This is a genomic window from Synechococcus sp. GFB01, assembly GCF_001039265.1.
In the GTDB taxonomy this organism is placed as follows: domain Bacteria; phylum Cyanobacteriota; class Cyanobacteriia; order PCC-6307; family Cyanobiaceae; genus NIES-981.
This window is the reverse complement of the sequence record NZ_LFEK01000006.1, coordinates 20,863-42,409: the sequence shown is the minus strand read 5'-3', so window position 1 is coordinate 42,409 and position 21,547 is coordinate 20,863. Positions and strand designations below refer to the sequence as shown.

The window sequence follows — 21,547 nt, the reverse complement described above, 5'->3', positions numbered from 1 at the left end:
CTCCATCCTAGGAATGGGGCCGATTTGCCTGACGAGAACGCCGTGACGGCCCCGTCCCATGCCGACCTGGCCCGCCGCCTGGAGGGTCTGAACCTCTATCTGGTGGGGATGATGGGCACCGGCAAGAGCGCCGTGGGCCCTGCGCTGGCCGAGTCGCTCGGTTACCGCTTCGTTGATGCCGACGCCGTGCTGGAGCAGGCCAGCGGTCGCACCATTGCGGAGATCTTCGCCAGCGACGGCGAGGCCGGCTTCCGGCAGCTCGAAACAGCCGTGCTCGGACAGATCAGCAGCTGGCATTCGCTGGTGGTGGCCACCGGCGGCGGCGCCGTGACCCGACCCGAAAACTGGGGACACATGCGCCAGGGCGTGGTGGTCTGGCTCGATGCTCCGCCGGAGCTGCTGTTGTCGCGGCTGGCCGCCGACCCCACACCGCGCCCGCTGATGCAGGCCGCCGACCCCGCTGAGCGGCTCGAGGCGCTGCTGGCGGAGCGTCGCCCCCTCTATGCCCAGGCGGATCTGAGGATCCCGCAGACCGAGGCGACGCCCCCCGCCGGCGTGGCCGCGGCGGTGCTGGCCGGACTGCCCGGCCTGCTCAAGAGCCGTCCCGCCCCGCCGGATCAGCCGGTGCTGCTGCACACGGACGCGGGAGACCTGAGCCAGTCGCTCAATTGAGGGGGATCAGCCTCCCGGCGGCTCGAGCCGCACGGCGAACCACTGGATCGCCCGGCCTGGCTCCAGCTCCAGTTCACAGGCCGTCTCCAGCAGCCGTTCCGCCTGGAGATCGCAGCCCGGGATGCCCACCAGATCCGCAGGCGGCTCGGTCAGAGCCGCCAGATGGCTGGCCAGCCAGGCACGCGTTTCGGCGGCGGTGAGGATCCGCTCGGCGATGCCGGGCTCCAGCACCACGTAATGATCGAGCTCCCGCATCAGGGGATCAGACATGGGCCAGCCGCTTCTCGCCGTCATCCTGGCGCTGGTGGTGTGGCTGCCGGCCGCCCAGGCCCTGGCCGGCCCGACCCCAAGCCCGCTGGAGACCCGGCTGGACCAGTGGCCCGGCTGGAGCAGGCCGGCAGCGCTGCGGCGTCCGGGCCGAGAGGATCTGACCTATCCCGTGTGGTTCGCCGGCGAGTGGCTGGCCGAGAGCAGCGATGGCCTCCGCTACCCGGTGCGCTTCCGGCGTCGGGCCGATGGCACGGTGGTGGGGGATCGCGCCTTCAACGCCGCGGCGGTGGGTCGGGCCGCGCTGGGCAACGCGCTGCTGGGGGTCACCGACGATCCATCCAACCCGAACCGGCAGATCGCTCTGCTGGCCGGCGATCAGCAGCTGGAGTCGACGGTGACGGGCCGCCGCAGCGAGCACCCGGCCGACGACCTGTTTCTGGCCGATGAACGAAGCCTGCAGGTGCTGCATCGTGCCGGGCCACCACGGCTCAGCGAGGTTGAGACGCTGAGTCGGTATGAACTCCGGCCCGATGGTTCGATCCAGGCCACGCAGTGGCAGGCCCGCTTCGATCCGCCGGGAGGCGGCCCAGCTCTCGGCAGAACGGTGCTCGGCAGCAGTCGGCTCAGCCTGCGGCTGGAGCCTCGGCCGGCGGCGCCAGCCGCGCCACCAGGTGATCGCGCCAGCTGAACAGAGGCTCGAGCAGGGGGTTGTCGGCGATGCCGCTGACGCCGCGGCCGGCCAGGGGAGCGCCGCTGCCGGCAGGAAACCTGAGCAGCGAGAGCTGGGCCGCCACGGCCAGATCGGCGAGGCTGAGCTGATCGCCCACCAGATAGGGGCCGGCCGTCACCAGCACCGTCAGCTGCTCCAGCTGGGCCTGCAGCAGATCCTGATCACGGGACCCCAGCAAGCCCTCCATGGCGTCGCCCAGACCGGCCATCAACCCTCCCGGCAGGCTGCCCACCAGCTGGCGCAGCAGCGCCGGCGTGGCCTCGGGCAGGAGCGCGGCACGCAACACCGAATCGGCCGTGGCCGCCTGCAGCAGGGCCTGGCGGCAGCGGCAGGCCAGGGCCGTATCGGCCCAGTCCTCGAGCAGCAGCACGCGGGCCCGCTGCGCGGGGTCCTGCGGCAGCAGCGCCGGTTCGGGGTGAAGGCGCTCCAGATGCAGGGCGATGGCGGTGGAGTCGGCCACCACCTCACCGCCATCCACGAGCACGGGCACCTGCCGCTGACCGGAGAGGCGGAACAGTTCCAGCTGGCCCACGCCGGGCATCACCTCCACCACGTCGTAGCTGAGCCCCTTGGCCGCCAGGACGAGCCGGACCTTCTCGCAGAAGGCCGAATGGCGGAACTGGTGCAGTTGCATGCCGCTGGAGGGTGCCAGGCGGCAGAGTAGCCAGCACGGCGAGACGGCGTTCCGAATCGGGCAATGAAGGACTTCCTCCTCAACGTGACCCGCTACCCGCGGTATCTGATCGCCTTCGGTCTGGGGGTGGCCAACTCGGTGCTGGAGCCGGTGCTGGCCCGGGGCCGCAATCCGGTCACGGCGGTGGCCCTGATCGGGGCGGGCGTCAGTGGCCTGCTGAGCCTGGCGCTGGTGCTGCGTGCGATGGTGAGCCCAGCGCCGGTGGCATAGGGATGGCCCAGGGTCGACGGGTGGAACGGGTGGCCTCACTGATCCGCCGCGAGGTGAGCGACCTGCTGCTGAGCGGCATCAAGGATGAGCGCGTCGGCCAGGGTCTGGTGAGCGTGACCGGCGTGGATGTGGCCGGTGATCTGCAGCACTGCCGCATCCATGTGAGTGTCTATGGCGATGAGACCCGGCGTCAGCAGGCCCTGGCCGGACTGAAATCGGCCACGCCCTACGTGAAGGGCGAGCTGGGCCGCCGCCTGAAGCTGCGCCGCACGCCCGAACTGGTGTTTGTGCTGGACCGCGGCCTGGAGCAGGGCACGGCGGTGCTCAGCCTGCTCAACCGGCTGGAGAGCGAGCGCCACGAGCGCGAGGCCCGGCCAGCGGCAGCCGACGGGCCCGACGACCGCCCACCGAGCTGAGCCCCGCGGCGTGAGCACCCCCAGCGACCTCCCGCTTCACCGGCTGATCGCCAGCCTGCTCGTGGTGCGGGCCAGCGGCTTCCTGGCCGATCACCAGCGCCGCTACCCCCGCTGGGAACTGCCCAACGGGGAGCTCCGGATGCTGCTGGAGCAGGGGCTGGGAGGCGTGATCCTGCTCGGAGGCAGCGCCGCCGAGGTGGCCCTGCGCTGCCGGCAGCTGCAGGACTGGGCCGCTCGGCCCCTGCTGCTCTGCGCCGACGTGGAGGAGGGGGTGGGACAGCGGTTCGAAGGAGCCAGCTGGCTGGTGCCGCCCCTGGCCCTGGGCCGCCTGTATCGCCACGACCCCGGCCAGGCCCTGGATCTGGCGCAGCGCTACGGCCGCTGCTGCGGCCGCGACGCCCGCCGCCTCGGGCTCAACTGGCTGCTGGCGCCGGTCTGTGATGTGAACAACAACCCGGCCAACCCGGTGATCAACGTGCGGGCCTTTGCCGAAGAGCCTGCCGCCGCAGCCGCCCTGGCGACGGCTTTCATCCGTGGCGCCCGGGCCACCGGGGTGCTGACCTGCGCCAAGCACTTCCCCGGCCATGGCGACACCAGCAGCGACTCCCATCTGGAACTGCCGGTGCTGCCCCACAGCCGCAGCCGTCTGGAGGCGGTGGAGCTGCCGCCCTTTGCGGCCGCGATCGCCGCCGGCGTGAGCAGTGTGATGACGGCCCATCTGATGCTGCCGGCGCTGGATCCGGAAAGACCCGCCACCCTCTCCGGCGCCGTGCTGCGCCAGCTGCTGCGCAGCGAGCTGGGCTTCGAGGGTCTGGTGGTGACCGATGCGCTGGTGATGGAGGCGATCGCCGGGCGCTACGGCGCCGGTGAGGCCGCCGTGCTGGCCCTGGAGGCCGGCGCCGATCTGGTGCTCATGCCGGCCGACGCCAGCGCCGCCCTGGCGGCGATCGCGGCTGCGGTGGCGTCGGGCAGGCTCAGCCGGAGCGAGTTGGAGCGCTCGGCCGATCGCCGCAACCAGGCCCTGGCCGTGCTCGCCGCCGATCCCGTACAACCCGACCCTCTCGCTGCGGCCCAGCCCGACACCGATCTGATCGCGGCGCTGCTGCGCGCCAGCCTGGAACGCCGGGGAGGCCAGCTGCCGGGCGGGGCCGACCGCGCGACGGCGACGGGCCTCAACCTGATCCGCCTCGACGACTGCCTGTCGGCACCGTTTCTGCCGGCCGACGCGCCGGCCCTGGCGATGCCGTGGCGCAGGGGCTTCAGCCCCTGCCTGCTGGATCGGCACGGCCCCTCCCCATGGAGCGGCGATCAGCAGACCCCCCTGGCTCTGGAGCGGCTGGGGGCGGGACCGGTGCTCCTGCAGCTGTTCATCCGCGGCAATCCATTCCGGGGCAGCGCCGGCGGGGGCGAGCCGTGGGCCGCGGCGGTGCAGCAGCTGCTGGCGGCCGATCGGCTGGCAGGCCTGGCGGTCTACGGCAGCCCCTATCTCTGGGAGGAGCTGCGGCAACTGCTGCCCGACCGTCTCCCGGCGGCCTACAGCCCGGGCCAGATGCCGGCCGCCCAGCGCACGGTGCTGGAGAGCCTGGGGCTGGCCCCGGCGCCGGGGCAGGGGGATTCACCGACTGATGGATCCGCCCCGGATGCTCAGCCTGTCGATGGTGGTGCGCAACGAGGCCCAGCGACTTGAGGCGTGCCTGGCCTCGGTGGCCGGCTTCGTGGATGAGATGGTGGTCGTCGACACCGGCTCCAGCGATGCCACCGTGACGATCGCCGAGCGCTGCGGTGCCACGGTGCACCACATCGACTGGCCCGGTGACTTCGCTCCGGCTCGGAACCACGCCCTCGGCCTGGTGCGAGGCGAGTGGGTTCTGGTGCTCGACGCCGATGAGCGCCTCTGCCCGGAAGCGCGGACACCGCTGCGGACGCTCATGGCCGAGCCCGATCTGCTGCTGATCAACCTGCTGCGGCGTGAACTCGGAGCCCGCCAGTCGCCCTACTCGAATGTGAGCCGCCTGTTCCGGCGCCACCCGTCGATCCGCTGGAGTCGGCGCTACCACGCCATGGTCGACGACAGCGTGTCCGCCCTGCTGCAGCGCGAACCCCACTGGCGGGTGGCGGACTGTGGAGTGCCGGCCCTGCTGCACGACGGCTACCGGCCGGAGCTGCTGGCCGAGAGCGACAAGGCGGATCGCCTGCGCGCGGCCATGGAAGCCGATCTGGCGGCCAGGCCGGACGATGCCTACAGCTGCGCCAAGCTGGGAGGCCTGGAGCTGAGCGAGGGCCACCGCGCCCGTGCCATCACCCTGCTGGAGCGCGGCCTGGTGAGCGCCGACGGTGCCGAGCGCTATGAGCTGCTGCTGCATCTGGCGATGGCGGTGACGCCGGAGCAACCCGGGCGCGCCATGGATCTCTACCGGCAGGCCCTCGCTCTGCCGCTGCCGCCACGGCTCACGCTGGCGGCCAGGCTCAACCTCGCCGCCCTGCTGCTGGAGCTGGGGCAGCACAGCGAAGCCGCTGAACAGGCCGCTGCCGCGACCGCCGCCGCTCCGGAACTGGCCGTCGGCTGGTTCAACCGCGGCGTGATCGAGCGGCAGCGGGGCCGCCTGGAGGCGGCGATCGCCGCCTACCGCCAGGCGCTGGCCCTGGAGCCCGACCATGCCGAGGCCCACCGGAACCTGGCGGCCGCTCTACTGCTGAGCGGCGACATCGTGGGGGCGCGGGCGTGTTTTGGCCGCGCCATCGCCCTGCTGGCCGAGCAGGGGCGCGGCGAGGAGGCCGCCGAGCTGCGTCGCCGCGCCGGCGGGCTGGTGAAACTGGAGGCTGACGCCACAGCAGGATCGCCCATGGCCCTTCAAGCAGCTGCCGCACGCTCCCTGCAGGGCCGCCGCATCGGTGTGACGCGCGCCGAGACCCAGCTGGGGGAAGCCCACCGGCTGTTCACCGCCCAGGGTGCCGCTGTGGTGGATCTGCCGGCACTGGTGGTGACCCCACCGGATGACTGGGGCCCGCTCGACGATGCCCTCGAGGAGCTGGACAGCTTCCACTGGCTGGTGTTCTCCAGCGCCAACGGGGTGGAAGCCGTGCAGCAGCGGCTGCAACGGCTTGGCACCAGCCTGGCGGCACGACCACGCAGCCTCAGGATCGCAGCGGTGGGCCGCCGGACGGCCGCCCTGCTGGAGGAGCTGGGCGCCCCGGCCGACTTCGTGCCTCCGGCCTTCGTGGCCGAGAGCCTGATCGAGCATTTCCCGGTCTCGGGCTGGGGCCTGCGGCTGCTGCTGCCGCGGGTGCAGAGCGGTGGGCGCAGCGTGCTGGCCGAGGCCTTCGCCAAGGCCGGCTCCCGGGTGGTGGAGGTGGCCGCCTACGAAACCCGCTGCCCGGAGTCGCTGCCCAGCGCCGCGGTGGCCGCTCTACTCCACGGCGAGCTCGATGCCATCACGTTCAGCAGCGGCAAGACGGTGAGCCACACGGCGAGACTGCTGGAAGCGGCATTCGGGGAGGACTGGCGGCGGCAGCTGTCGGGCCCGGCGATCATCTCGATCGGCCCTCAGACCAGCGAGCGTTGCCGGGCGGTGCTGGGGCGGGTGGATGCGGAAGCGGACCCCCACGACCTGGCGGGCCTGGTGTCGGCCTGCGTCCGCGCCCTCAGAGATCGACCACCAGCCTCTGGCCGTCCTGGGTGAGGGTGAGACGGCCCTTCGCCACATCGATCGCCGCCACTGTCCAGCCCGGCGGCAGCAGCGGGTTGGCGGGCCCGCCACGATCGCCCGGCCGGACCGCGCCACTCTCGCCACCGAACTGCACCAGAGCCTGGGGCACGCCTCCGGCGAGCAGGACCCCCTGGAAGATGAAGCCCTCCGGCAGGACCATGGGGGCCTGTTGCTGAGCGGTGCCGGTGTTGGCACCGAGGGGCAGGAACGGGTCGGAGCGTCCCACCGGCACGGCGCTGGCGACCTGACCGGCCGAGGGCATCGGCGTGAGATCCGGGGGAGAGAGCGGCTCCGCGGCGCTGCGACCCGGGGCAGGCGGGGGTCCGGGAGCCTTCTTGCCAGGCAGGGAGACCTCGGGAAGGTTCATCGAGCCTGTGCCGCAGCCGCCAAGCAGGAACACCAGGACCATGGTGGAGGCCCGGCGCCAGAGCTCAGGTACGGCGGGTTTCGACCAGATCACGGAAGCGGTCAAGGTTGGATTGAAGCTCCTTCGTCACGATGCCCCCCAGGATGCTCGGCTCCATGAGCGGTGCCAAGACCCCGGGCAGTTCATAACTGACGCTGAGCTTGACGGCGGTGCGCTGCGGTCCCTGCGGATAAAAGCGCACCGCACCCTTGGTGGGAAGTCCTCCCACCGATTCCCAGTGCAGCTGCTGGGCCTCCACGCGCTGGGTGATGCGCGCCTTCCAGTGGAAGCGGAAACCCTGGGCCGCCAGGGTCCAGTCGGTGAGATCGGGGTCGTCCGGCTCGGTGACCACCGACTCGATCCAGCGCATCCATTTCGGCATCGCCTCCAGATCGCTCCACACCTCCCACACCCGGTCCACGGGAGCGGCGATCTCGGTGGTCACGCTGTGCTCGAGCCAACGGCCCATGGCGATCCTCAGGCGGTGGCGGCGTTGCCGGCCAGCTGGGCCGGTCTGCCCAGAATGGCAGCAGCGGCGAGGCGGCCACTCATGGTGGCCCCCTCCATCGAATCGATGTAGTCCTGGCGGGTGTAGCTGCCGGCCAGATAGAAGTTGGTCACCGGCGTGCGCTGATCGGGCCGGTAAGGCTCCATGCCCGGCGCCTCGCGGTAAAGCGACTGCGCCAGCTTCACCACGTTGCTCCAGACCAGCCTGAGATCCCGTGCGGAGGGGAAGAGCTCCCGCACCTGGGCATCGGCATGGGCCACGATCTCCTCGGTCTTCTTCGGGATCCAGGGATCGCCGGGGGTCAGCACGCACTGCAGCAGCGAGCCCAGCCCCTCCCTGCGGTAGTCCACCGGGCTGGCCAGGGCCAGGTCGGCGAAGCAGCTGAAGTCGGCGTCGGCGGTGTAGAGCAGGTTGTCGAGGCCGGTGGGCTGGTTGACGTCGGCGCGGGCGGCGGCGGCGGCCGGGGTGTCGCCCAGCTCGGTGACCCAGCCGTCGTAGCGGAGCTGCACGGTGGCCACCGGCACGGCCTCGAGCTTGTAGATGTTCTCGAACAGGGNCCAGCGGCGCCAGGCCGCCGGGATCATGCGCTGGATGCCGGGCACATCACAGGCGGCCAGGTAGACATCGGCCTGCACGGTGATGTCGCCATCGGGAGTGCCGAGCTTGAGGCCACTCACCTGGGTGCTGGGCTGGCCATCAGCAGCGGTGGCGCCCTCCTCGAACAGCACCTCGGTGACGCGGTGGCGCAGATGCAGCTTGCCGCCGTGCTGCTGGATGTGCTCGAGGATCGGGCCGGTGAGCCAGCGGTGCGGCGAGCCCTTGAGCAGGTTGAGCTTGGAGGCCTCGGTCTTGGCCGCGAACATCATGAAGATGGTGAGCATGCAGCGGGCCGAGATCGCCTCGCAGTCGATGAAGCCGAGCGCGTAGGCGATCGGGTTCCACATCCGCTGGATGCTCTGCTCGCTGCNGCCGTGGCCGAGGAACCACTGCTGGAAGCTGATCCGGTCGAGGTCGCGGATCGTGCGCATGGCGCCNTCGTAATCCACCAGGCCGCGCACGATCGGACTGGTGCCGAGGGCCAGGGCGTTGCGCAGCTTGTCGATCCAGTCGAGCTGGGGTGTGGTGAAGAAGGCCTTGAGGCCGTTGAAGGGGGCGCCGAGGGCGAAGCGGAAATCCAGCTCGCGCAGGTCACCGCCCCTGTTCACGAACAGATGGGTGTGCTGCTTGGGGAGCAGGTTGTCGATCGCGCCCACCTTGCGCAGCAGGGCGAAGAGGTTGGCGTAGTTGAAGAAGAAGACGTGCAGCCCCATCTCGATGTGGTTGCCGGCCTCGTCGACCCAGCTGCCCACCTTGCCGCCCATGAACGGCCTGGCCTCGTAGAGGTCCACCTGGTGGCCCGCCTCCACCAGATCCACCGCCGCCGCCAGACCGGCCAGCCCCGCACCCACGATGGCGACGCGCACCCGCTCTCCGTGCAAACGTGGGGCGACTCTATGGAGCGACAGCACCCGGCTGAAGCTGCCTACAGTTCCTGCCAAGCATCGGGCCAGCTCCCATGTCGACCGAGACAGCCGCACCCCAGGCCACCTTCACGGCCCGTGATGGCAAGGGCATCCAGATCACCGAGCCGGCGATGAAGCAACTCGCCGCCCTGATGCAGCAGCAGGGTGAGGGCAGGGTGCTGCGGGTGGGGGTGCGCTCGGGCGGCTGCAGCGGCATGAGCTACACGATGGACTTCATCAGCGCCGGCGAGATCCGCGGCGATGACGAGCGCTACACCTACGAGCCTGCCGATGCCCCCAGCTTCGAGGTGGTGTGCGACCCGAAGAGCCTCCTCTACATCTATGGCATGCAGCTGGATTTCTCCACCGCCCTGATCGGCGGCGGCTTCAACTTCACCAACCCCAACGCCACCCAGACCTGCGGCTGCGGCAGCTCCTTCGCGGTCTGAGCTCCAGGCGCTGATGCTCCGGGTGGCAATCTGATGGCAGCAATCGGCCGCTGCCCCNTGCCATGAGCACCACCGCAGAGACATCCCTGTTCGATCAGGCCCTCCAGCGCTATCAGCAGGGGGCACCGGTGGGCGAACTGATCGAGGATTTTCAGGCGATCACCCGCCAGAGCCCNTCGCTTTCGGCAGGCTGGACCTGCCTGGCCTGGCTGCAGCTGCTCAACGACCAGCCGCTCGAGGCCCTGCGCTCCGCCCGCACCGCGGTGAAGCTGAATCCCCAGGATCCCCAGGCCCGGATGAACCTCAGCCTGGCGATGCTGGAGACCGACACGAAGGGGGTGCGGGAGCACATCGAGATCGTGCAGCGGGTGATGGCGATGGCTCCCGAGCTGGCTGCCGAGCTGAACCAGTCGCTGGCCGACGGCCTGGAGCGGCGGCCGGAATGGACGGCGATCCGCAAGGTGAAGGCCTGGCTGGAGGGTTGAAGCGCCCTGAGGTCGGCAAGGTCCTGCTGGTCAGCAATGGCCATGGCGAGGACCTGAGCGGCGCCAGGCTGGCCAGCGCCCTCGCCGCCAGGGGGCTGCTGGTGGAGGCTCTGCCGCTGGTGGGCCACGGCACGGCCTACCGCCGCGCGGGCATCGCCGTGCTCGGCCGCACCCGCCAGGGCAGCACGGGCGGCATGGGCTACGTGAGCCTTGCAGGCCGGCTCACCGACCTGCTGGAAGGCCAGCTGTTCTATGTGCTCGCCCGCCTTGGACTGCTGTGGCGGCTGCGACAGCGCTACCGGCTGGTGATCGGTGTGGGGGACGTGCTGGCGGTCCTGGCCTGCTGGCTGAGCGGCAGGCCTGGGGCGGTCTATCTGGTGGCCTACTCCAGCTACTACGAAGGACGGCTGCGGCTGCCCTGGCCCTGTGGCTGGCTGTTGCGCCGCCCGCGGATCCGGGCGATCTGGAGCCGCGATCCCCTCACCGCCGCAGACCTGAGCGTTCAGCTGGGACGACCGGTGCAGTTCCTGGGCAATCCGTTCGTGGATGGTCTGGGGAGGGCTCGGCAGCCGGCTCAGCCCGGCGGCCGGGGTGAAGGGCATGGCATCCAGGTGCTGCTGCTGCCGGGCAGCCGGATGCCGGAGGCAGGCCGCAACCTGCGCCTGATGCTCACGATGCTGGCCGCGCTGCCGGCGGAGCTGCGGGCCGAGGCAGGGATCGGCTGGAGGGCGGCCCTGGTTGAGGCGCTTGGAGCGCCGCAGCTGGACAAGCTCGATCTGCCCGACGGCTGGCAGCGGGAGGGGAGCGATCGACTGCGCTGCGGTGGCCTGCTGCTGCAGCTGGGCTGGGATCGGTTCGGGGCCTGGCTGAGCGATGCCGACCTGGTTCTGGCGGCGGCCGGAACCGCCACCGAGCAGGCCGTGGCCCTGGCCCTTCCGGTGGTGCAGATCGTGGGCGGTGGCCCCCAGTTCACGGCACGTTTCGCCGAGGCCCAGCGGCGGCTGCTCGGGCCGGCCGTGGGCTGTGCAGCCGGGCGGCCGGGAAGCCGCGAGCAGCGGGCCGGGAGCCTGGCGCTGATCCAGGAACGCCTCGCCGAGCTGACCGAGCCGCAGCGGGCCGGTGATCTGCAGCAGCGGCTCCAGAGCATCGCCCGGGAGCGGCTGGGACCGACCGGTGCCAGCCAGCGCCAGGCGGAGGCGATCATGGCGCTGCTGGCGCAAGGCAATGGCTGATTCCCCTTCCCCCCTGGCCCGGGTCAAGGCCGCCGTGGATGCCCTTCTGGTGATGGATGTGTTCGTGGTGATGGCAGGGGCCCTGTGGTTCGGCGTGGCGATCGCCCTGCACAGCCAGCACATCGAAGCGCCGCTGGATCTGTTTCAGGAGCTCTGGGAGCCGCTGTTCACCCCGGCGATCGGGCTGCTGATGGGAGCGGCGCTGCTCACGGGGCTGCTGGGCTGGTGGCAGCGGCGAGGGCAGCGCTGAGCTCGGGATACTGAAATCCGAAACCCTGGGCCTGGAGCCGCTCCGGCAGCACCTGCTGCCCTTCCAGCACCACCTGGGCCCCATCCCCGAGCAGCAACTGCAGGAGCGGCGCCGGCACCGGCAGCAGGCTCGGGCGGCCCAGTGCCTTGCCGAGGTCGCCGGCGAAGCGGGCCATGGTGGTGGGGTGCGGCGCCACGGCGTTGTAGACGCCGCTGTAGGCCGGGTCCTCCAGGGCCGCGGCGATCAGGCGGCAGAGGTCGTGGCGATGAATCCAGCTCATCCACTGGCGACCCGAACCCACAGGCCCTCCGAAGCCCATGCGGAACACCGGCAGCATCCGGCCCAGGGCGCCGCCATCAGGACCGAGCACGATGCCGATGCGCAGGATCACCAGACGGCAGGCGGCGGGCACCCCACGGGCAGCCCCCTCCCAGGCCCGGCAGATCTCCGCCAGAACATCAGCCCCGGGACCGCTCGCCTCGGTGAAACGGGCCTCGAGGCTGGTGCCGTAGTAGCCCACCGCCGAACCGCTCACCAGCACCCCGGGCGGCTGCTCCAACCTGGTCATGGCTGCCACGAGCAACTCCGTGGTACGCACGCGGCTGTCGAACAGCCGTTGGCGGTGGGCCGCAGTCCAGCGCTGATCGGCGATCGGCTCACCGGCCAGGTTCACCACCCCTTCGGCGCGGGCAAGGGCGGCATCGAGCCGGTCGTGCTGCCAGCTGGCCGGGTCGGCCGGATCGAGCTGCAGGCTGCTGAAGCGCTCACCGGTGAGCTGGGGGAAGGGCTGCTGCCGCCGGCTGACGAGGGTGAGCTCATGGCCCAGCTCGAGCAGATAGGGCACCAGCTCACGTCCCACGAAGCCCGAGCAGCCCAGCAACAGCAAGCGCATCTGGCGGCAGGCAGCACCTAACCTTCAGGCTATCCGCCGTGCAGTGATGGCCGCCGAAACCACCGCCCCCGCAACGTTCAAGAAGGGCGCCCTGGTGCGAGTGAATCGCGATGCCTACCGCAGCAGCCTCGAGGCCCGCGCCAGCGACAGCGAAGCGCCCGCCTACATCTTCGAGGGCCCCGGCGAGATCCTGGCGGTGCAGGGCGCCTACGCCCAGCTGCGCTGGCGGCGGCCGGTTCCCGATGTGTGGCTGCGGCTGGATCAGCTCGAACCCTTCCCGGGCTGAGCTCAGCGGCGCAGCTGGCGGGATTCGGACTGAAGTTGGCGGCGGCGGGCCTGTGCCTTGCGCAGCAGCTCGCGGCCATCGCGCAGATAGGAATCCACGTAGCCCAGGGTGTAGCGCTCCAGATCGGTAAGAGCGTCCTTCACCAGGCTGAGGCAGTGATAGAGATCAAGCTGAACGCCTCAAGTCCCGCCGGGCAGGCATGGGAACGGTAGAGGGTTTCCACCCGAGCCAGGCGAGACTGGCTGCTCTGCAGGAAGGCGCAGAAGTGCTCCATCAACTCATCGTCGTAGGGATCGGCGGCGAGGGCCCTGAGTTCGGCGGGAAAGGGATTGATCACCTGACCGAGCAGGCGATCGATGGGGGCCACAACCTGCTGCAGCCAGTCGAGGAGCTCCTGCTCACTGGCCTTGACCGGCTCCGACTGGCCTGAGGCCCTGGCGTCGGCCGAGGCCGGGGCGCCGGCGGCATGAGGCTGGCCGATCTGACGGTCGAAGCGCCGGCGGCTCTCGGCATCACCGAGCACCTCCCAGGCGGCATTGAGCGCCAGGATGCGCTGATCGTCACCACCGGCATCGGGGTGGTGCCGCTTGACCAGGGCGCGGTAGGCCGCCTTGATCTCGGCGGCCGTGGCCTGGGCGTGAGACGCCCCAGCACGGCATAGGGGATCCGTCAACCGCCAGAGGCGCCCTCCCGCATCATCTGCGCCTGCTGGCAGCCTACGGGCGCCGAGGCGGATGACGGCCAAGAAAAACCCGGCCGAGCGGGTCGAGGGAGGACGGGGATGAGAAGTGGAGGACGAAGGGCTGGTGATGTGTGAGGTAACCAGCCCGACTGATCCTGGGATCAGAACTTGAAGGTGGTCTTGACCAGACCGCCGACGGTGTCGTCGAAGCCGTTGTCGTTCTGGATATAGAACANCGAGCTGCAGCCCAACGGCCGCGAGGCCTTCCGGCCCGCCCGCGGTCCGCTCGAGCCGATCCGCCAGGCCAACCACGACTTCGCCCTGCTGCTGGGCCGCACCGTCGACGGCTTCACCACCCTGCTCACCCACTTCGGCGAAACCGCCGGCCAGGTGAGCGGTCCGGTGAAGATCGTGCAGCTGGGCGCCTCGCTGGCCCAGCAGGGCGGCGGCAGCCTGTTCGTGTTCACCGCCCTGATCTCGATCAACCTGGCGGTGCTCAACGCCCTGCCGCTGCCCCTGCTCGACGGCGGCCAGTTCGTGCTGCTGCTGATCGAGGGGCTGCGCGGCCGCCCCCTGCCGGAGCGCTTCCAGATGGCCTTCATGCAGTCGGGCTTCGTGTTTCTGGTGGGGCTCAGCGTGGTGCTGATCGTGAAGGACACCTCCCAGCTGCCGGCCGTGCAGCAGCTGCTCAGCCGGTGAGCGTGCCCCCTCAGGCGCTAAGCTCAGCGATTCCAGACCCGAACGCTCTCCAGGCCGCATGGCGAAGAAGTCGATGATCGCGCGCGACGTGAAGCGCCAGAAGATGGTGGAGCGCTTCGCCGCCAAGCGCGCCGCCCTCAAGGCCGCCTTCGAGGCCGCCGCCGATCCGATGGAGCGGCTGGAGATCCACCGCCGCATCCAGGCCCTGCCCCGCAACAGCGCCCCCACCCGGGTGCGCAACCGCTGCTGGGCCACCGGCAAGCCCCGCGGCGTGTACCGCGATTTCGGCCTCTGCCGCAACCAGCTGCGCGAGCGGGCCCACAAGGGCGAGCTGCCCGGCGTGGTCAAGTCGTCCTGGTAGGCCGGCCGCCCAACCAGGCAACCACCACCACCACCCAGGCCGCCCCGCCAGCGGCAGCAGGCGCCCCCCGGGGCGCCTTTTTGATGGGCCCGCCCAGCGGTCTCGCAGCCCGGATGCGAGACTGGTCCCCGACAAAGAGAAATAAGCCCCAAGTGCAAGGACAAACGCAGTCGATCTCCTTCGATGGTCGGGAGATCCGGCTGACCAGCGGTCGCTTCGCCCCCCAGGCCGGCGGTTCGGTGCTGATCGAATGCGGCGACACCGCCGTGCTGGTGACGGCCACCCGCTCCAACCCCCGCGAGGGCATCGACTTCCTCCCCCTGATCTGCGACTACGAGGAGCGGCTCTACGCCGCCGGTCGCATCCCCGGCAGCTTCATGCGCCGCGAGAGCCGCCCGCCCGAGCGCGCCACCTTGATCGCCCGCCTGATCGATCGGCCGATGCGGCCCCTGTTCCCGGGCTGGATGCGCGACGACCTGCAGATCGTGGCCACCTGCCTGTCGCTCGATGAGCGCGTGCCGCCCGATGTGCTCGCCGTGACCGGCGCCTCGATGGCCACCCTGCTGGCGAAGATCCCCTTCCACGGCCCGATGGCGGCGGTGCGCGTGGGTCTGCTGGGCGACGACTTCGTGCTCAACCCCAGCTACCGCGAGATCGAGCGCTCCGACCTCGACCTGGTGGTGGCCGGCACGCCGGACGGCGTGATCATGGTGGAGGCGGGTGCCAACCAGCTGCCCGAACAGGATGTGATCGAAGCCATCGACTTCGGCTACGAAGCGGTGAGTGAGCTGATCAAGGCCCAGCAGACCCTGCTCAAGGAACTCGGCGTCGAGCCGGTGATCCCCGAGCCCCTCCAGGAGGACACCACCCTGCCCGCCTTCCTCGAGAAGCAGTGCTCCGCTGCCATCGGCGAGGTGCTGCAGCAGTTCAGCCTGCCCAAGACGGAGCGCGACGCCAGGCTCGATGCCATCAAGGCCGGGGTGAGCGAGGCGATCGCCGCCCTCAAGGACGACGACCCGGTGAAGCAGGCGGTGAGCGCCAACGGCAAGGCGCTGGCCAACGGCTACAAGGCGCTCACCAAGAAGCTGATGCGCGCCCAGATCGTGCAGGACGGCAAGCGCGTGGACGGCCGCAAGCTCGATGAGGTGCGTCCGATCCAGGCCGCCGCCGGCGTGCTGCCCCGCCGCGTGCACGGCTCGGGCCTCTTCCAGCGCGGTCTCACCCAGGTGCTCTCCTGCGCCACCCTCGGCACCCCGAGCGACGCCCAGGAGATGGACGACCTCAATCCGTCGACCGAAAAGACCTACCTGCACCACTACAACTTCCCGCCCTACTCCACCGGCGAAACCAAGCCGATGCGCAGCCCCGGCCGCCGCGAAATCGGCCACGGCGCCCTGGCGGAGCGGGCCCTGGTGCCGGTGCTGCCGCCCAAGGAGACCTTCCCCTACGTGCTGCGGGTGGTGTCGGAGTGCCTCAGCTCCAACGGCTCCACCTCGATGGGCTCGGTGTGCGGCAGCACCCTGGCGCTGATGGATGCCGGCGTGCCCCTCAAGGCCCCGGTGAGCGGCGCCGCCATGGGCCTGATCAAGGAGGGCGACGAGGTGCGCATCCTCACCGACATTCAGGGCATCGAAGACTTCCTCGGTGACATGGACTTCAAGGTGGCCGGCACCGAGAAGGGCATCACCGCCCTGCAGATGGACATGAAGATCACCGGCCTGGCGGTGAAGACCGTGGCCGAGGCGATCAACCAGGCCCGTCCCGCCCGGCTGCACATCCTCGAGAAGATGCTCGAGGCGATCGACAAGCCGCGCGACACCCTCAGCCCCCACGCCCCGCGCCTGCTCAGCTTCCGCATCGACCCGGAGCTGATCGGCACCGTGATCGGCCCCGGCGGCCGCACGATCAAGGGCATCACCGAGCGCACCAACACCAAGATCGACATCGAGGATGGCGGTGTGGTGACGATCGCCAGCCACGACGGCGCCGCTGCCGAGGAGGCCCAGCGCATCATCGAGGGCCTCACCCGCCGCGTGTCGGAGGGCGAGGTGTTCAAGGGCGCCGTGACCCGCGTGATCCCGATCGGCGCCTTCGTGGAGATCCTCCCCGGCAAGGAGGGCATGATCCACATCTCCCAGCTCTCGGAAGCGCGCGTGGAGAAGGTGGAGGACGTGGTCAATGTGGGCGACGAGGTGACCGTGCGGGTGCGGGAGATCGACAACCGRMGYCGGCGGCGGGCCTGTGCCTTGCGCAGCAGCTCGCGGCCATCGCGCAGATAGGAATCCACGTAGCCCAGGGTGTAGCGCTCCAGATCGGTAAGAGCGTCCTTCACCAGGCTGAGGCAGTGATAGAGATCAAGGCTGAACGCCTCAAGTCCCGCCGGGCAGGCATGGGAACGGTAGAGGGTTTCCACCCGAGCCAGGCGAGACTGGCTGCTCTGCAGGAAGGCGCAGAAGTGCTCCATCAACTCATCGTCGTAGGGATCGGCGGCGAGGGCCCTGAGTTCGGCGGGAAAGGGATTGATCACCTGACCGAGCAGGCGATCGATGGGGGCCACAACCTGCTGCAGCCAGTCGAGGAGCTCCTGCTCACTGGCCTTGACCGGCTCCGACTGGCCTGAGGCCCTGGCGTCGGCCGAGGCCGGGGCGCCGGCGGCATGAGGCTGGCCGATCTGACGGTCGAAGCGCCGGCGGCTCTCGGCATCACCGAGCACCTCCCAGGCGGCATTGAGCGCCAGGATGCGCTGATCGTCACCACCGGCATCGGGGTGGTGCCGCTTGACCAGGGCGCGGTAGGCCGCCTTGATCTCGGCGGCCGTGGCCTGGCGTGAGACGCCCAGCACGGCATAGGGATCGTCAACCGCCAGAGGCCGCCTCCCGCATCATCTGCGCCTGCTGGCAGCCTACGGGGCGCCGAGGCGGATGACGGCCAAGAAAAACCCCGGCCGAAGCGGGGTCGAGGGAGGACGGGGATGAGAAGTGGAGGACGAAGGCTGGTGATGTGTGAGGTAACCAGCCCGACTGATCCTGGGATCAGAACTTGAAGGTGGTCTTGACCAGACCGCCGACGGTGTCGTCGAAGCCGTTGTCGTTCTGGATATAGAACACGGCGGGGGTCACGCTGATGTTGTCGGTGACCTGGAACTTGTACCAGAGTTCAACAGCCAGGGTCTCTTCGGCATCTTCGAACCAGATTCCTTTGGTACCGAAGGAGCCAATTTGACCGGCGCTGCCGACGGCCGCGCCGAGGGCGTTGCCCTTCATGAAGGCATCAGCCACTGCAGGCCGACCATCCAGCTGTAGTTGTCGCCATCGAACTGATCATCCCAGCCGGCGCCAGCGCTGATCGAGGGGAACCAGCTGGCCTGCTTGGGCTGCCAGTAGGCGCTCACGCCAGCGCTGTTGACCGTATCCGGACTGAAGCCGAAATAGGTGCCGAAGTCAGAGAAGGTGTAAGCCGCGGCGATGCCCCAGTTCTCAGCGGCGTAACCAAGCTGAGCCGTGGCGGTGTAATCCTCACCGGCACCGATGAAGGAGTTCTGAGCTGCGTTCTCGTTGGAAACGTAGGCAGCGCTGATGCTCCAGCCGTTCTTCTTCCACCACAGACCTGCACCACCACCCAGGTTCAGGCTGTAGGTGCTGCGGGCACCGGCGTAGGTGAAGATGTCGAGGATCGTGTCAGCCGGATAGGCGCTGGGCCACATGGCCAGCATGTCGTCCTGACGGACCTTGGCACCGAAGGTGGCGGTGAAGTTGTCGCCGATCGGGAACTGGTAGAAGAGACGGTTGATGCCGACCACATCGTCACCGTCATCCTCCTGGAACGCCACCTCCATGGTGGTGTTGTCGTTACCGAAGATGGAGTCGGCAAAGTTGCCAGCCCGCAGACGGGTGCGGAGCAGGTCCTTACCGGTGAAGCTGGTGTCCAGGTTCAGCTGAACGTCGTAGTTGAAGGTGACGTTGTCAGCCTTGGGGTCGCCGAAGAGCTTGTTCTCTTCCGCACCGTAGAGCGGATCGGCGGCACCGCCCAGCACCATGGTGGCCTTACCGTTCAGCTTGGTGGTGGTGGAGAACTGGTTGGCCTCCAGTTCGCCCACCTTGGCCTCGAGGCCATCCACGCGGCCCTTGAGGATGGCGAGTTCCTTCTCGAACTCGGCCATCAGGCGCTTCAGCTCGTCGGTCACCTCGGTGACGCGGTCGAGGCAGGCGTTCAGAAGGGCGGCCGCCTCAAAGCGGGTCATGGCCTTCTGGCCCCGGTAGGTGCCATCGGGGTAGCCGGCCACGCAGCCGTAGCGCTCGATCAGGTTGGAGAGCGCCTGGTAGGCCCAGTCGGTGGGCTTCACATCGCCGAACTGGGAGATGCTGGTGACTTGCTCCTCGGAGGCGTACTGGTTGACGCCGTCCAGGTTGAGTTCAGCGGCGGACACGGCCATGGGGGCCAGGAGTCCGAGAGCCGCAGGAGCAACCAGCAGTTGCTGGAAGAGTTTCATGGGTTCCTCACACGGAAATGGGCGCAATGCGCCAACCACATGATCCAGCAGAGCGATGCCTCATCCATGGTTGCTGTGCCAGAGCGAGGGCCGGCCCAGAACAAGGAGCAGGCCAAACAAGAACGATGCCCCCGAAACCAGGGCTGGCCTGGCTTCCGGGGGCTCTCGCCGGGTCCGCATCCGTCGCGGAACCGATGGATCAGGACAAAGGCGCCGAAATCAGCCGGCCTTCTCCGCGATCAGCAGACCCTGCATGCGTTGACTGTGGCTCACGGACACCTCCTCCTGTGGGGATAAAGCCAGCCGGCGACGCCTTCGGCGACCCCCCGAAGCGGGCGCCACGCCACTGCTGACCGAACCACCGGAGCGTAACCAAACAAAAGCACCCCCGCGAGGGGGTGCTTGAGGAGCGAGCGGAAGAGCCGCTGGCGTCAGCCGATCAGAGAGCGTTGCCGCGCGGCAGTACCTCTTCAGGGAAGACGAAGTTTTCGTGCGGCTGGTCAGCCGGCGCCATCCAGGCGCGCAGACCTTCGTTCAGCAGGATGTTCTTGGTGTAGAAGGTCTCGAACTCGGGGTCCTCGGCGGCGCGGATCTCCTGCGACACGAAGTCGTAGCGCGCAGGTTGAGGGCCAGACCGATGATGCCGATGCTGCTGGTCCACAGACCCATCACCGGCACGAACAGCATGAAGAAGTGCAGCCAGCGCTTGTTGGAGAAGGCGATCCCGAAGATCTGGCTCCAGAAGCGGTTGGCGGTGACCATCGAGTAGGTCTCCTCCTCCTGGGTGGGTTCGAAGGCGCGGAAGGTGTTGGCCTGCTCGCCGTCCTCGAAGAGGGTGTTCTCCACCGTGGCGCCGTGGATGGCGCAGAGCAGCGCGCCGCCGAGGATGCCGGCCACGCCCATCATGTGGAAGGGGTTCAGGGTCCAGTTGTGGAAGCCCTGCAGGAAGAGCAGGAAGCGGAAGATCGCCGCCACCCCGAAGCTGGGCGCGAAGAACCAACTGCTCTGACCGAGCGGGTACATCAGGAAGACGCTGACGAACACCGCGATCGGGCCGGAGAAGGCGATGGCGTTGTAGGGGCGGATGCCGACCAGACGGGCGATCTCGAACTGACGCAGCATGAAGCCGATCAGGGCGAAGGCGCCGTGCAGGGCCACGAAGGGCCAGAGGCCTCCGAGCTGCACCCAGCGCACGAAGTCACCCTGGGCTTCCGGACCCCAGAGCAGCAGCAGGCTGTGGCCCATGGCATCGGCCGGGCTGCTCACCGCAGCGGTGAGGAAGTTGCAGCCCTCCAGGTAGGAGCTGGCAATGCCGTGGGTGTACCAGGAGGTAGCGAAGGTGGTGCCGGTCAGCCAGCCCCCCAGTGCCAGATAGGCAGTGGGGAAGAGCAGCAGACCCGACCACCCGACAAAACGAAACGGTCGCGCTTGAGCCAGTCATCGAGGACGTCGAACCATCCCCGCTGCGGCGCGCGCCCTACAGCGATCGTCATGAGAAGCGGGCTTCATGAAGCGTTACAACAGAAATCCTACGGGGCGGGGACCGAACGCGCGGCCAGGCAGGGCAATGAGTAGAAGCACTCATCACCCCTGGGGAGCAGTGCCACGATTGGTCAGAGTGGCCTCACCTCCGGATCGGACATGTACGTCGTTGAACTGTCGCTGAAGCTGAGCCCCATGCCCCTGGCGGTGCAGCGCAAGGAGCTGGCCGACGCCCAGGCGCTCTATGCCAGCGTGCGCCAGGCCCTCGAAGGGCAGGGTCCCCGGGTGCTGGAACTGAGCTGCGAGAAGGAGCCCGACCGCAAGGTGAGCCTGCTCACCAGCGAGCTGGTGGCGGTGCAGATCTACGAGAAGTCGTCGGCCGGCAGCGGCGGCAAGCGTCCCGGCTTCAGCTTCGACAGCTAGGTGCCGGCTTGAGCGTCCCTCCGCCGCTGCGCTGCCAGGGCCTGCACTTCCACTGGCCCAGCGGCGCCACCGCCCTGCGCCACTGCAGCCTGGAGATTCCGCGGCCGGGGCTGTGGATGCTGGTGGGCAGCAACGGCAGCGGCAAGAGCACCCTGCTGCGCCTGATCGCCGGTCTGCTGGAGCCTCAGGCCGGCAGGGTGAACCTGCAGGGCCGGGCAGCCCTGGTGTTCCAGAACCCTGATCACCAGCTGCTGCTGCCGGGCTGCAGCAGCGACCTGCAGCTGTCCCTGCCGGAAGGGCTGCCCGCTGACCAGCGGCGCGAGCGGGTGGCGGCCGCCCTGGCCCAGGTCGGCCTGGCCGGGCTGGAGCGGCGGCCGATCCACACCCTGAGCGGCGGCCAGAAGCAGCGTCTGGCCATCGCCGGCGCCTGGCCAGCGGCGCCGACCTGCTGCTGCTCGATGAGCCCACGGCCCTGCTCGATCCCACCAGCCAGCAGGAGGCCCTGGATCTGGTGTGGCAGCTCAGCCATCGCGCCGAGCATCCGCTCACCGCCCTGTGGATCACCCACCGCCTCGGCGAGCTGCAGCGCTGCGACGCCGCGGCCCTGATGGAGAGGGGCCGCATCGGCCCCTGGCTACCGGGCCCGGAGCTGGCCGGCCGTCTGGAGCGCTTGCAGGCGGGCGGGCCCGAGGGGTAGGGTCT

The 21,547-nt window shown here is 69.5% G+C and carries 20 protein-coding genes and 7 pseudogenes; 17 read left to right on the top strand and 10 right to left on the bottom strand.

The features are described 5' to 3' along the window. The first annotated feature begins 42 nt into the window (after positions 1–42). Positions 43–672, top strand: coding sequence for a shikimate kinase (locus SYNGFB01_RS01010; RefSeq protein ID WP_048016564.1), 630 nt, complete (start codon positions 43–45; stop codon positions 670–672). A gap of 6 nt (positions 673–678) precedes the next feature. On the opposite strand, the gene SYNGFB01_RS01005 is transcribed toward SYNGFB01_RS01010, so the two are convergent. Further along, positions 679–942, bottom strand: coding sequence for a chlororespiratory reduction protein 7 (locus SYNGFB01_RS01005; protein WP_048016545.1), 264 nt, complete (start codon positions 940–942; stop codon positions 679–681). Here SYNGFB01_RS01005 and SYNGFB01_RS01000 point away from each other — a divergent pair. Then, on the top strand, positions 941–1,630 hold the full coding sequence (locus SYNGFB01_RS01000; protein WP_048016544.1) for a DUF6816 family protein: 690 nt from the start codon (positions 941–943) through the stop codon (positions 1,628–1,630). The genes SYNGFB01_RS01005 and SYNGFB01_RS01000 overlap by 2 nt on opposite strands. On the opposite strand, the gene SYNGFB01_RS00995 is transcribed toward SYNGFB01_RS01000, so the two are convergent. Further along, positions 1,566–2,306 (bottom strand): glutathione S-transferase family protein, encoded by a 741-nt coding sequence (locus SYNGFB01_RS00995; RefSeq protein ID WP_048016543.1) that lies wholly within the window; start codon positions 2,304–2,306, stop codon positions 1,566–1,568. The genes SYNGFB01_RS01000 and SYNGFB01_RS00995 overlap by 65 nt on opposite strands. Before the next feature lie 63 nt (positions 2,307–2,369). Here SYNGFB01_RS00995 and SYNGFB01_RS00990 point away from each other — a divergent pair, with 63 nt between their 5' ends. The 5 genes and pseudogenes from SYNGFB01_RS00990 to SYNGFB01_RS13590 all read left to right on the top strand — a co-directional run bounded on the left by SYNGFB01_RS00990 (position 2,370) and on the right by SYNGFB01_RS13590 (position 6,672). Beyond that, positions 2,370–2,576 carry a DUF751 family protein gene (locus tag SYNGFB01_RS00990; protein WP_048016542.1) on the top strand — a complete coding sequence of 69 codons (207 nt, stop codon included), beginning with the start codon at positions 2,370–2,372 and terminating at the stop codon, positions 2,574–2,576. Between the two features lie 2 nt (positions 2,577–2,578). Then, positions 2,579–2,992, top strand: a complete 414-nt coding sequence (gene rbfA / locus SYNGFB01_RS00985; RefSeq protein WP_048016541.1) for a 30S ribosome-binding factor RbfA — start codon at positions 2,579–2,581, stop codon at positions 2,990–2,992. Positions 2,993–3,002: 10 nt separating this feature from the next. Next, positions 3,003–4,679 carry a glycoside hydrolase family 3 N-terminal domain-containing protein gene (locus SYNGFB01_RS00980; protein WP_048016540.1) on the top strand — a complete coding sequence of 559 codons (1,677 nt, stop codon included), beginning with the start codon at positions 3,003–3,005 and terminating at the stop codon, positions 4,677–4,679. Further along, positions 4,618–5,727: pseudogene (locus tag SYNGFB01_RS13595) on the top strand (glycosyltransferase); the annotation flags it as partial. The gene SYNGFB01_RS00980 and the pseudogene SYNGFB01_RS13595, both read left to right, overlap by 62 nt. Positions 5,728–5,835: 108 nt before the next feature. Next, complete coding sequence (locus SYNGFB01_RS13590) at positions 5,836–6,672, top strand: uroporphyrinogen-III synthase (protein WP_082325788.1); 837 nt, start codon at positions 5,836–5,838, stop codon at positions 6,670–6,672. Here the strand turns inward: SYNGFB01_RS13590 and SYNGFB01_RS12225 are convergent. From SYNGFB01_RS12225 to zds, 3 genes are read right to left on the bottom strand one after another with little or no spacing between them, the layout of a single operon-like run. Then, complete coding sequence (locus SYNGFB01_RS12225; protein ID WP_152669450.1) at positions 6,635–7,171, bottom strand: hypothetical protein; 537 nt, start codon at positions 7,169–7,171, stop codon at positions 6,635–6,637. The two genes, SYNGFB01_RS13590 and SYNGFB01_RS12225, sit on opposite strands and share 38 nt — an antisense overlap. Continuing rightward, positions 7,131–7,574 carry an SRPBCC family protein gene (locus SYNGFB01_RS00965; RefSeq protein ID WP_048016539.1) on the bottom strand — a complete coding sequence of 148 codons (444 nt, stop codon included), beginning with the start codon at positions 7,572–7,574 and terminating at the stop codon, positions 7,131–7,133. The genes SYNGFB01_RS12225 and SYNGFB01_RS00965 overlap by 41 nt, the downstream gene beginning before the upstream one ends. Before the next feature lie 8 nt (positions 7,575–7,582). Next, positions 7,583–9,076, bottom strand: coding sequence for a 9,9'-di-cis-zeta-carotene desaturase (zds, locus tag SYNGFB01_RS00960; RefSeq protein ID WP_048016561.1), 1,494 nt, complete (start codon positions 9,074–9,076; stop codon positions 7,583–7,585). 92 nt (positions 9,077–9,168) lie between these two features. On the opposite strand from zds, the gene SYNGFB01_RS00955 reads away from it, so the two are divergent. From SYNGFB01_RS00955 to SYNGFB01_RS00940, 4 genes are all read left to right on the top strand, one after another. After that, entirely contained in the window at positions 9,169–9,564 is a 396-nt protein-coding gene (locus SYNGFB01_RS00955) for an iron-sulfur cluster assembly accessory protein (RefSeq protein ID WP_048016538.1), read from the top strand. A gap of 62 nt (positions 9,565–9,626) precedes the next feature. Next, positions 9,627–10,049 (top strand): hypothetical protein, encoded by a 423-nt coding sequence (locus SYNGFB01_RS00950; protein WP_048016537.1) that lies wholly within the window; start codon positions 9,627–9,629, stop codon positions 10,047–10,049. After that, positions 10,046–11,281: a lipid-A-disaccharide synthase-related protein gene (locus SYNGFB01_RS00945; RefSeq protein ID WP_235299840.1), complete on the top strand. Its 1,236-nt coding sequence runs from the start codon at positions 10,046–10,048 to the stop codon at positions 11,279–11,281. Before SYNGFB01_RS00950 ends, SYNGFB01_RS00945 begins: the two co-directional genes overlap by 4 nt. Next, positions 11,274–11,531 carry a hypothetical protein gene (locus SYNGFB01_RS00940; protein ID WP_048016535.1) on the top strand — a complete coding sequence of 86 codons (258 nt, stop codon included), beginning with the start codon at positions 11,274–11,276 and terminating at the stop codon, positions 11,529–11,531. Before SYNGFB01_RS00945 ends, SYNGFB01_RS00940 begins: the two co-directional genes overlap by 8 nt. Here the strand turns inward: SYNGFB01_RS00940 and SYNGFB01_RS00935 are convergent. Next, the gene (locus tag SYNGFB01_RS00935; RefSeq protein WP_048016534.1) at positions 11,488–12,423 is read right to left on the bottom strand and encodes a TIGR01777 family oxidoreductase; all 936 of its coding nucleotides are present in this window, start codon (positions 12,421–12,423) and stop codon (positions 11,488–11,490) included. The genes SYNGFB01_RS00940 and SYNGFB01_RS00935 overlap by 44 nt on opposite strands. A gap of 46 nt (positions 12,424–12,469) precedes the next feature. On the opposite strand from SYNGFB01_RS00935, the gene ndhO reads away from it, so the two are divergent. Then, positions 12,470–12,709 carry an NAD(P)H-quinone oxidoreductase subunit O gene (ndhO, locus tag SYNGFB01_RS00930; protein ID WP_048016533.1) on the top strand — a complete coding sequence of 80 codons (240 nt, stop codon included), beginning with the start codon at positions 12,470–12,472 and terminating at the stop codon, positions 12,707–12,709. Positions 12,710–12,711: 2 nt separating this feature from the next. Here the strand turns inward: ndhO and SYNGFB01_RS00925 are convergent. Beyond that, a pseudogene (locus SYNGFB01_RS00925) lies at positions 12,712–13,382 on the bottom strand (J domain-containing protein). A gap of 246 nt (positions 13,383–13,628) precedes the next feature. Here SYNGFB01_RS00925 and SYNGFB01_RS00920 point away from each other — a divergent pair. From SYNGFB01_RS00920 to SYNGFB01_RS00910, 3 genes and pseudogenes are all read left to right on the top strand, one after another. Further along, positions 13,629–14,090 (top strand): annotated as a pseudogene (locus SYNGFB01_RS00920) (site-2 protease family protein); the annotation flags it as partial. 58 nt (positions 14,091–14,148) lie between these two features. Continuing rightward, positions 14,149–14,451 carry a 30S ribosomal protein S14 gene (gene rpsN, locus SYNGFB01_RS00915; RefSeq protein ID WP_048016532.1) on the top strand — a complete coding sequence of 101 codons (303 nt, stop codon included), beginning with the start codon at positions 14,149–14,151 and terminating at the stop codon, positions 14,449–14,451. A 152-nt stretch (positions 14,452–14,603) separates the two neighbouring features. Further along, positions 14,604–16,730, top strand: coding sequence for a polyribonucleotide nucleotidyltransferase (locus SYNGFB01_RS00910; RefSeq protein ID WP_048016531.1), 2,127 nt, complete (start codon positions 14,604–14,606; stop codon positions 16,728–16,730). Here SYNGFB01_RS00910 and SYNGFB01_RS13585 read toward each other — a convergent pair. The 3 pseudogenes from SYNGFB01_RS13585 to psbD form a co-directional block, all read right to left on the bottom strand. Then, positions 16,652–17,317 (bottom strand): annotated as a pseudogene (locus SYNGFB01_RS13585) (J domain-containing protein); the annotation flags it as partial. The gene SYNGFB01_RS00910 and the pseudogene SYNGFB01_RS13585 sit on opposite strands and share 79 nt — an antisense overlap. Before the next feature lie 166 nt (positions 17,318–17,483). Then, positions 17,484–18,940, bottom strand: a pseudogene (locus SYNGFB01_RS00900) (iron uptake porin). A 439-nt stretch (positions 18,941–19,379) separates the two neighbouring features. Continuing rightward, positions 19,380–20,433: pseudogene (gene psbD / locus SYNGFB01_RS00895) on the bottom strand (photosystem II D2 protein (photosystem q(a) protein)). 148 nt (positions 20,434–20,581) lie between these two features. Between psbD and SYNGFB01_RS15070 the strand changes: the two are divergent. Together SYNGFB01_RS15070 and SYNGFB01_RS00885 are read left to right on the top strand one after the other, a co-directional pair. After that, entirely contained in the window at positions 20,582–20,845 is a 264-nt protein-coding gene (locus SYNGFB01_RS15070) for a hypothetical protein (RefSeq protein WP_048016529.1), read from the top strand. Between the two features lie 8 nt (positions 20,846–20,853). After that, positions 20,854–21,542: pseudogene (locus SYNGFB01_RS00885) on the top strand (ABC transporter ATP-binding protein). The last annotated feature ends 5 nt before the right edge of the window (positions 21,543–21,547 follow it).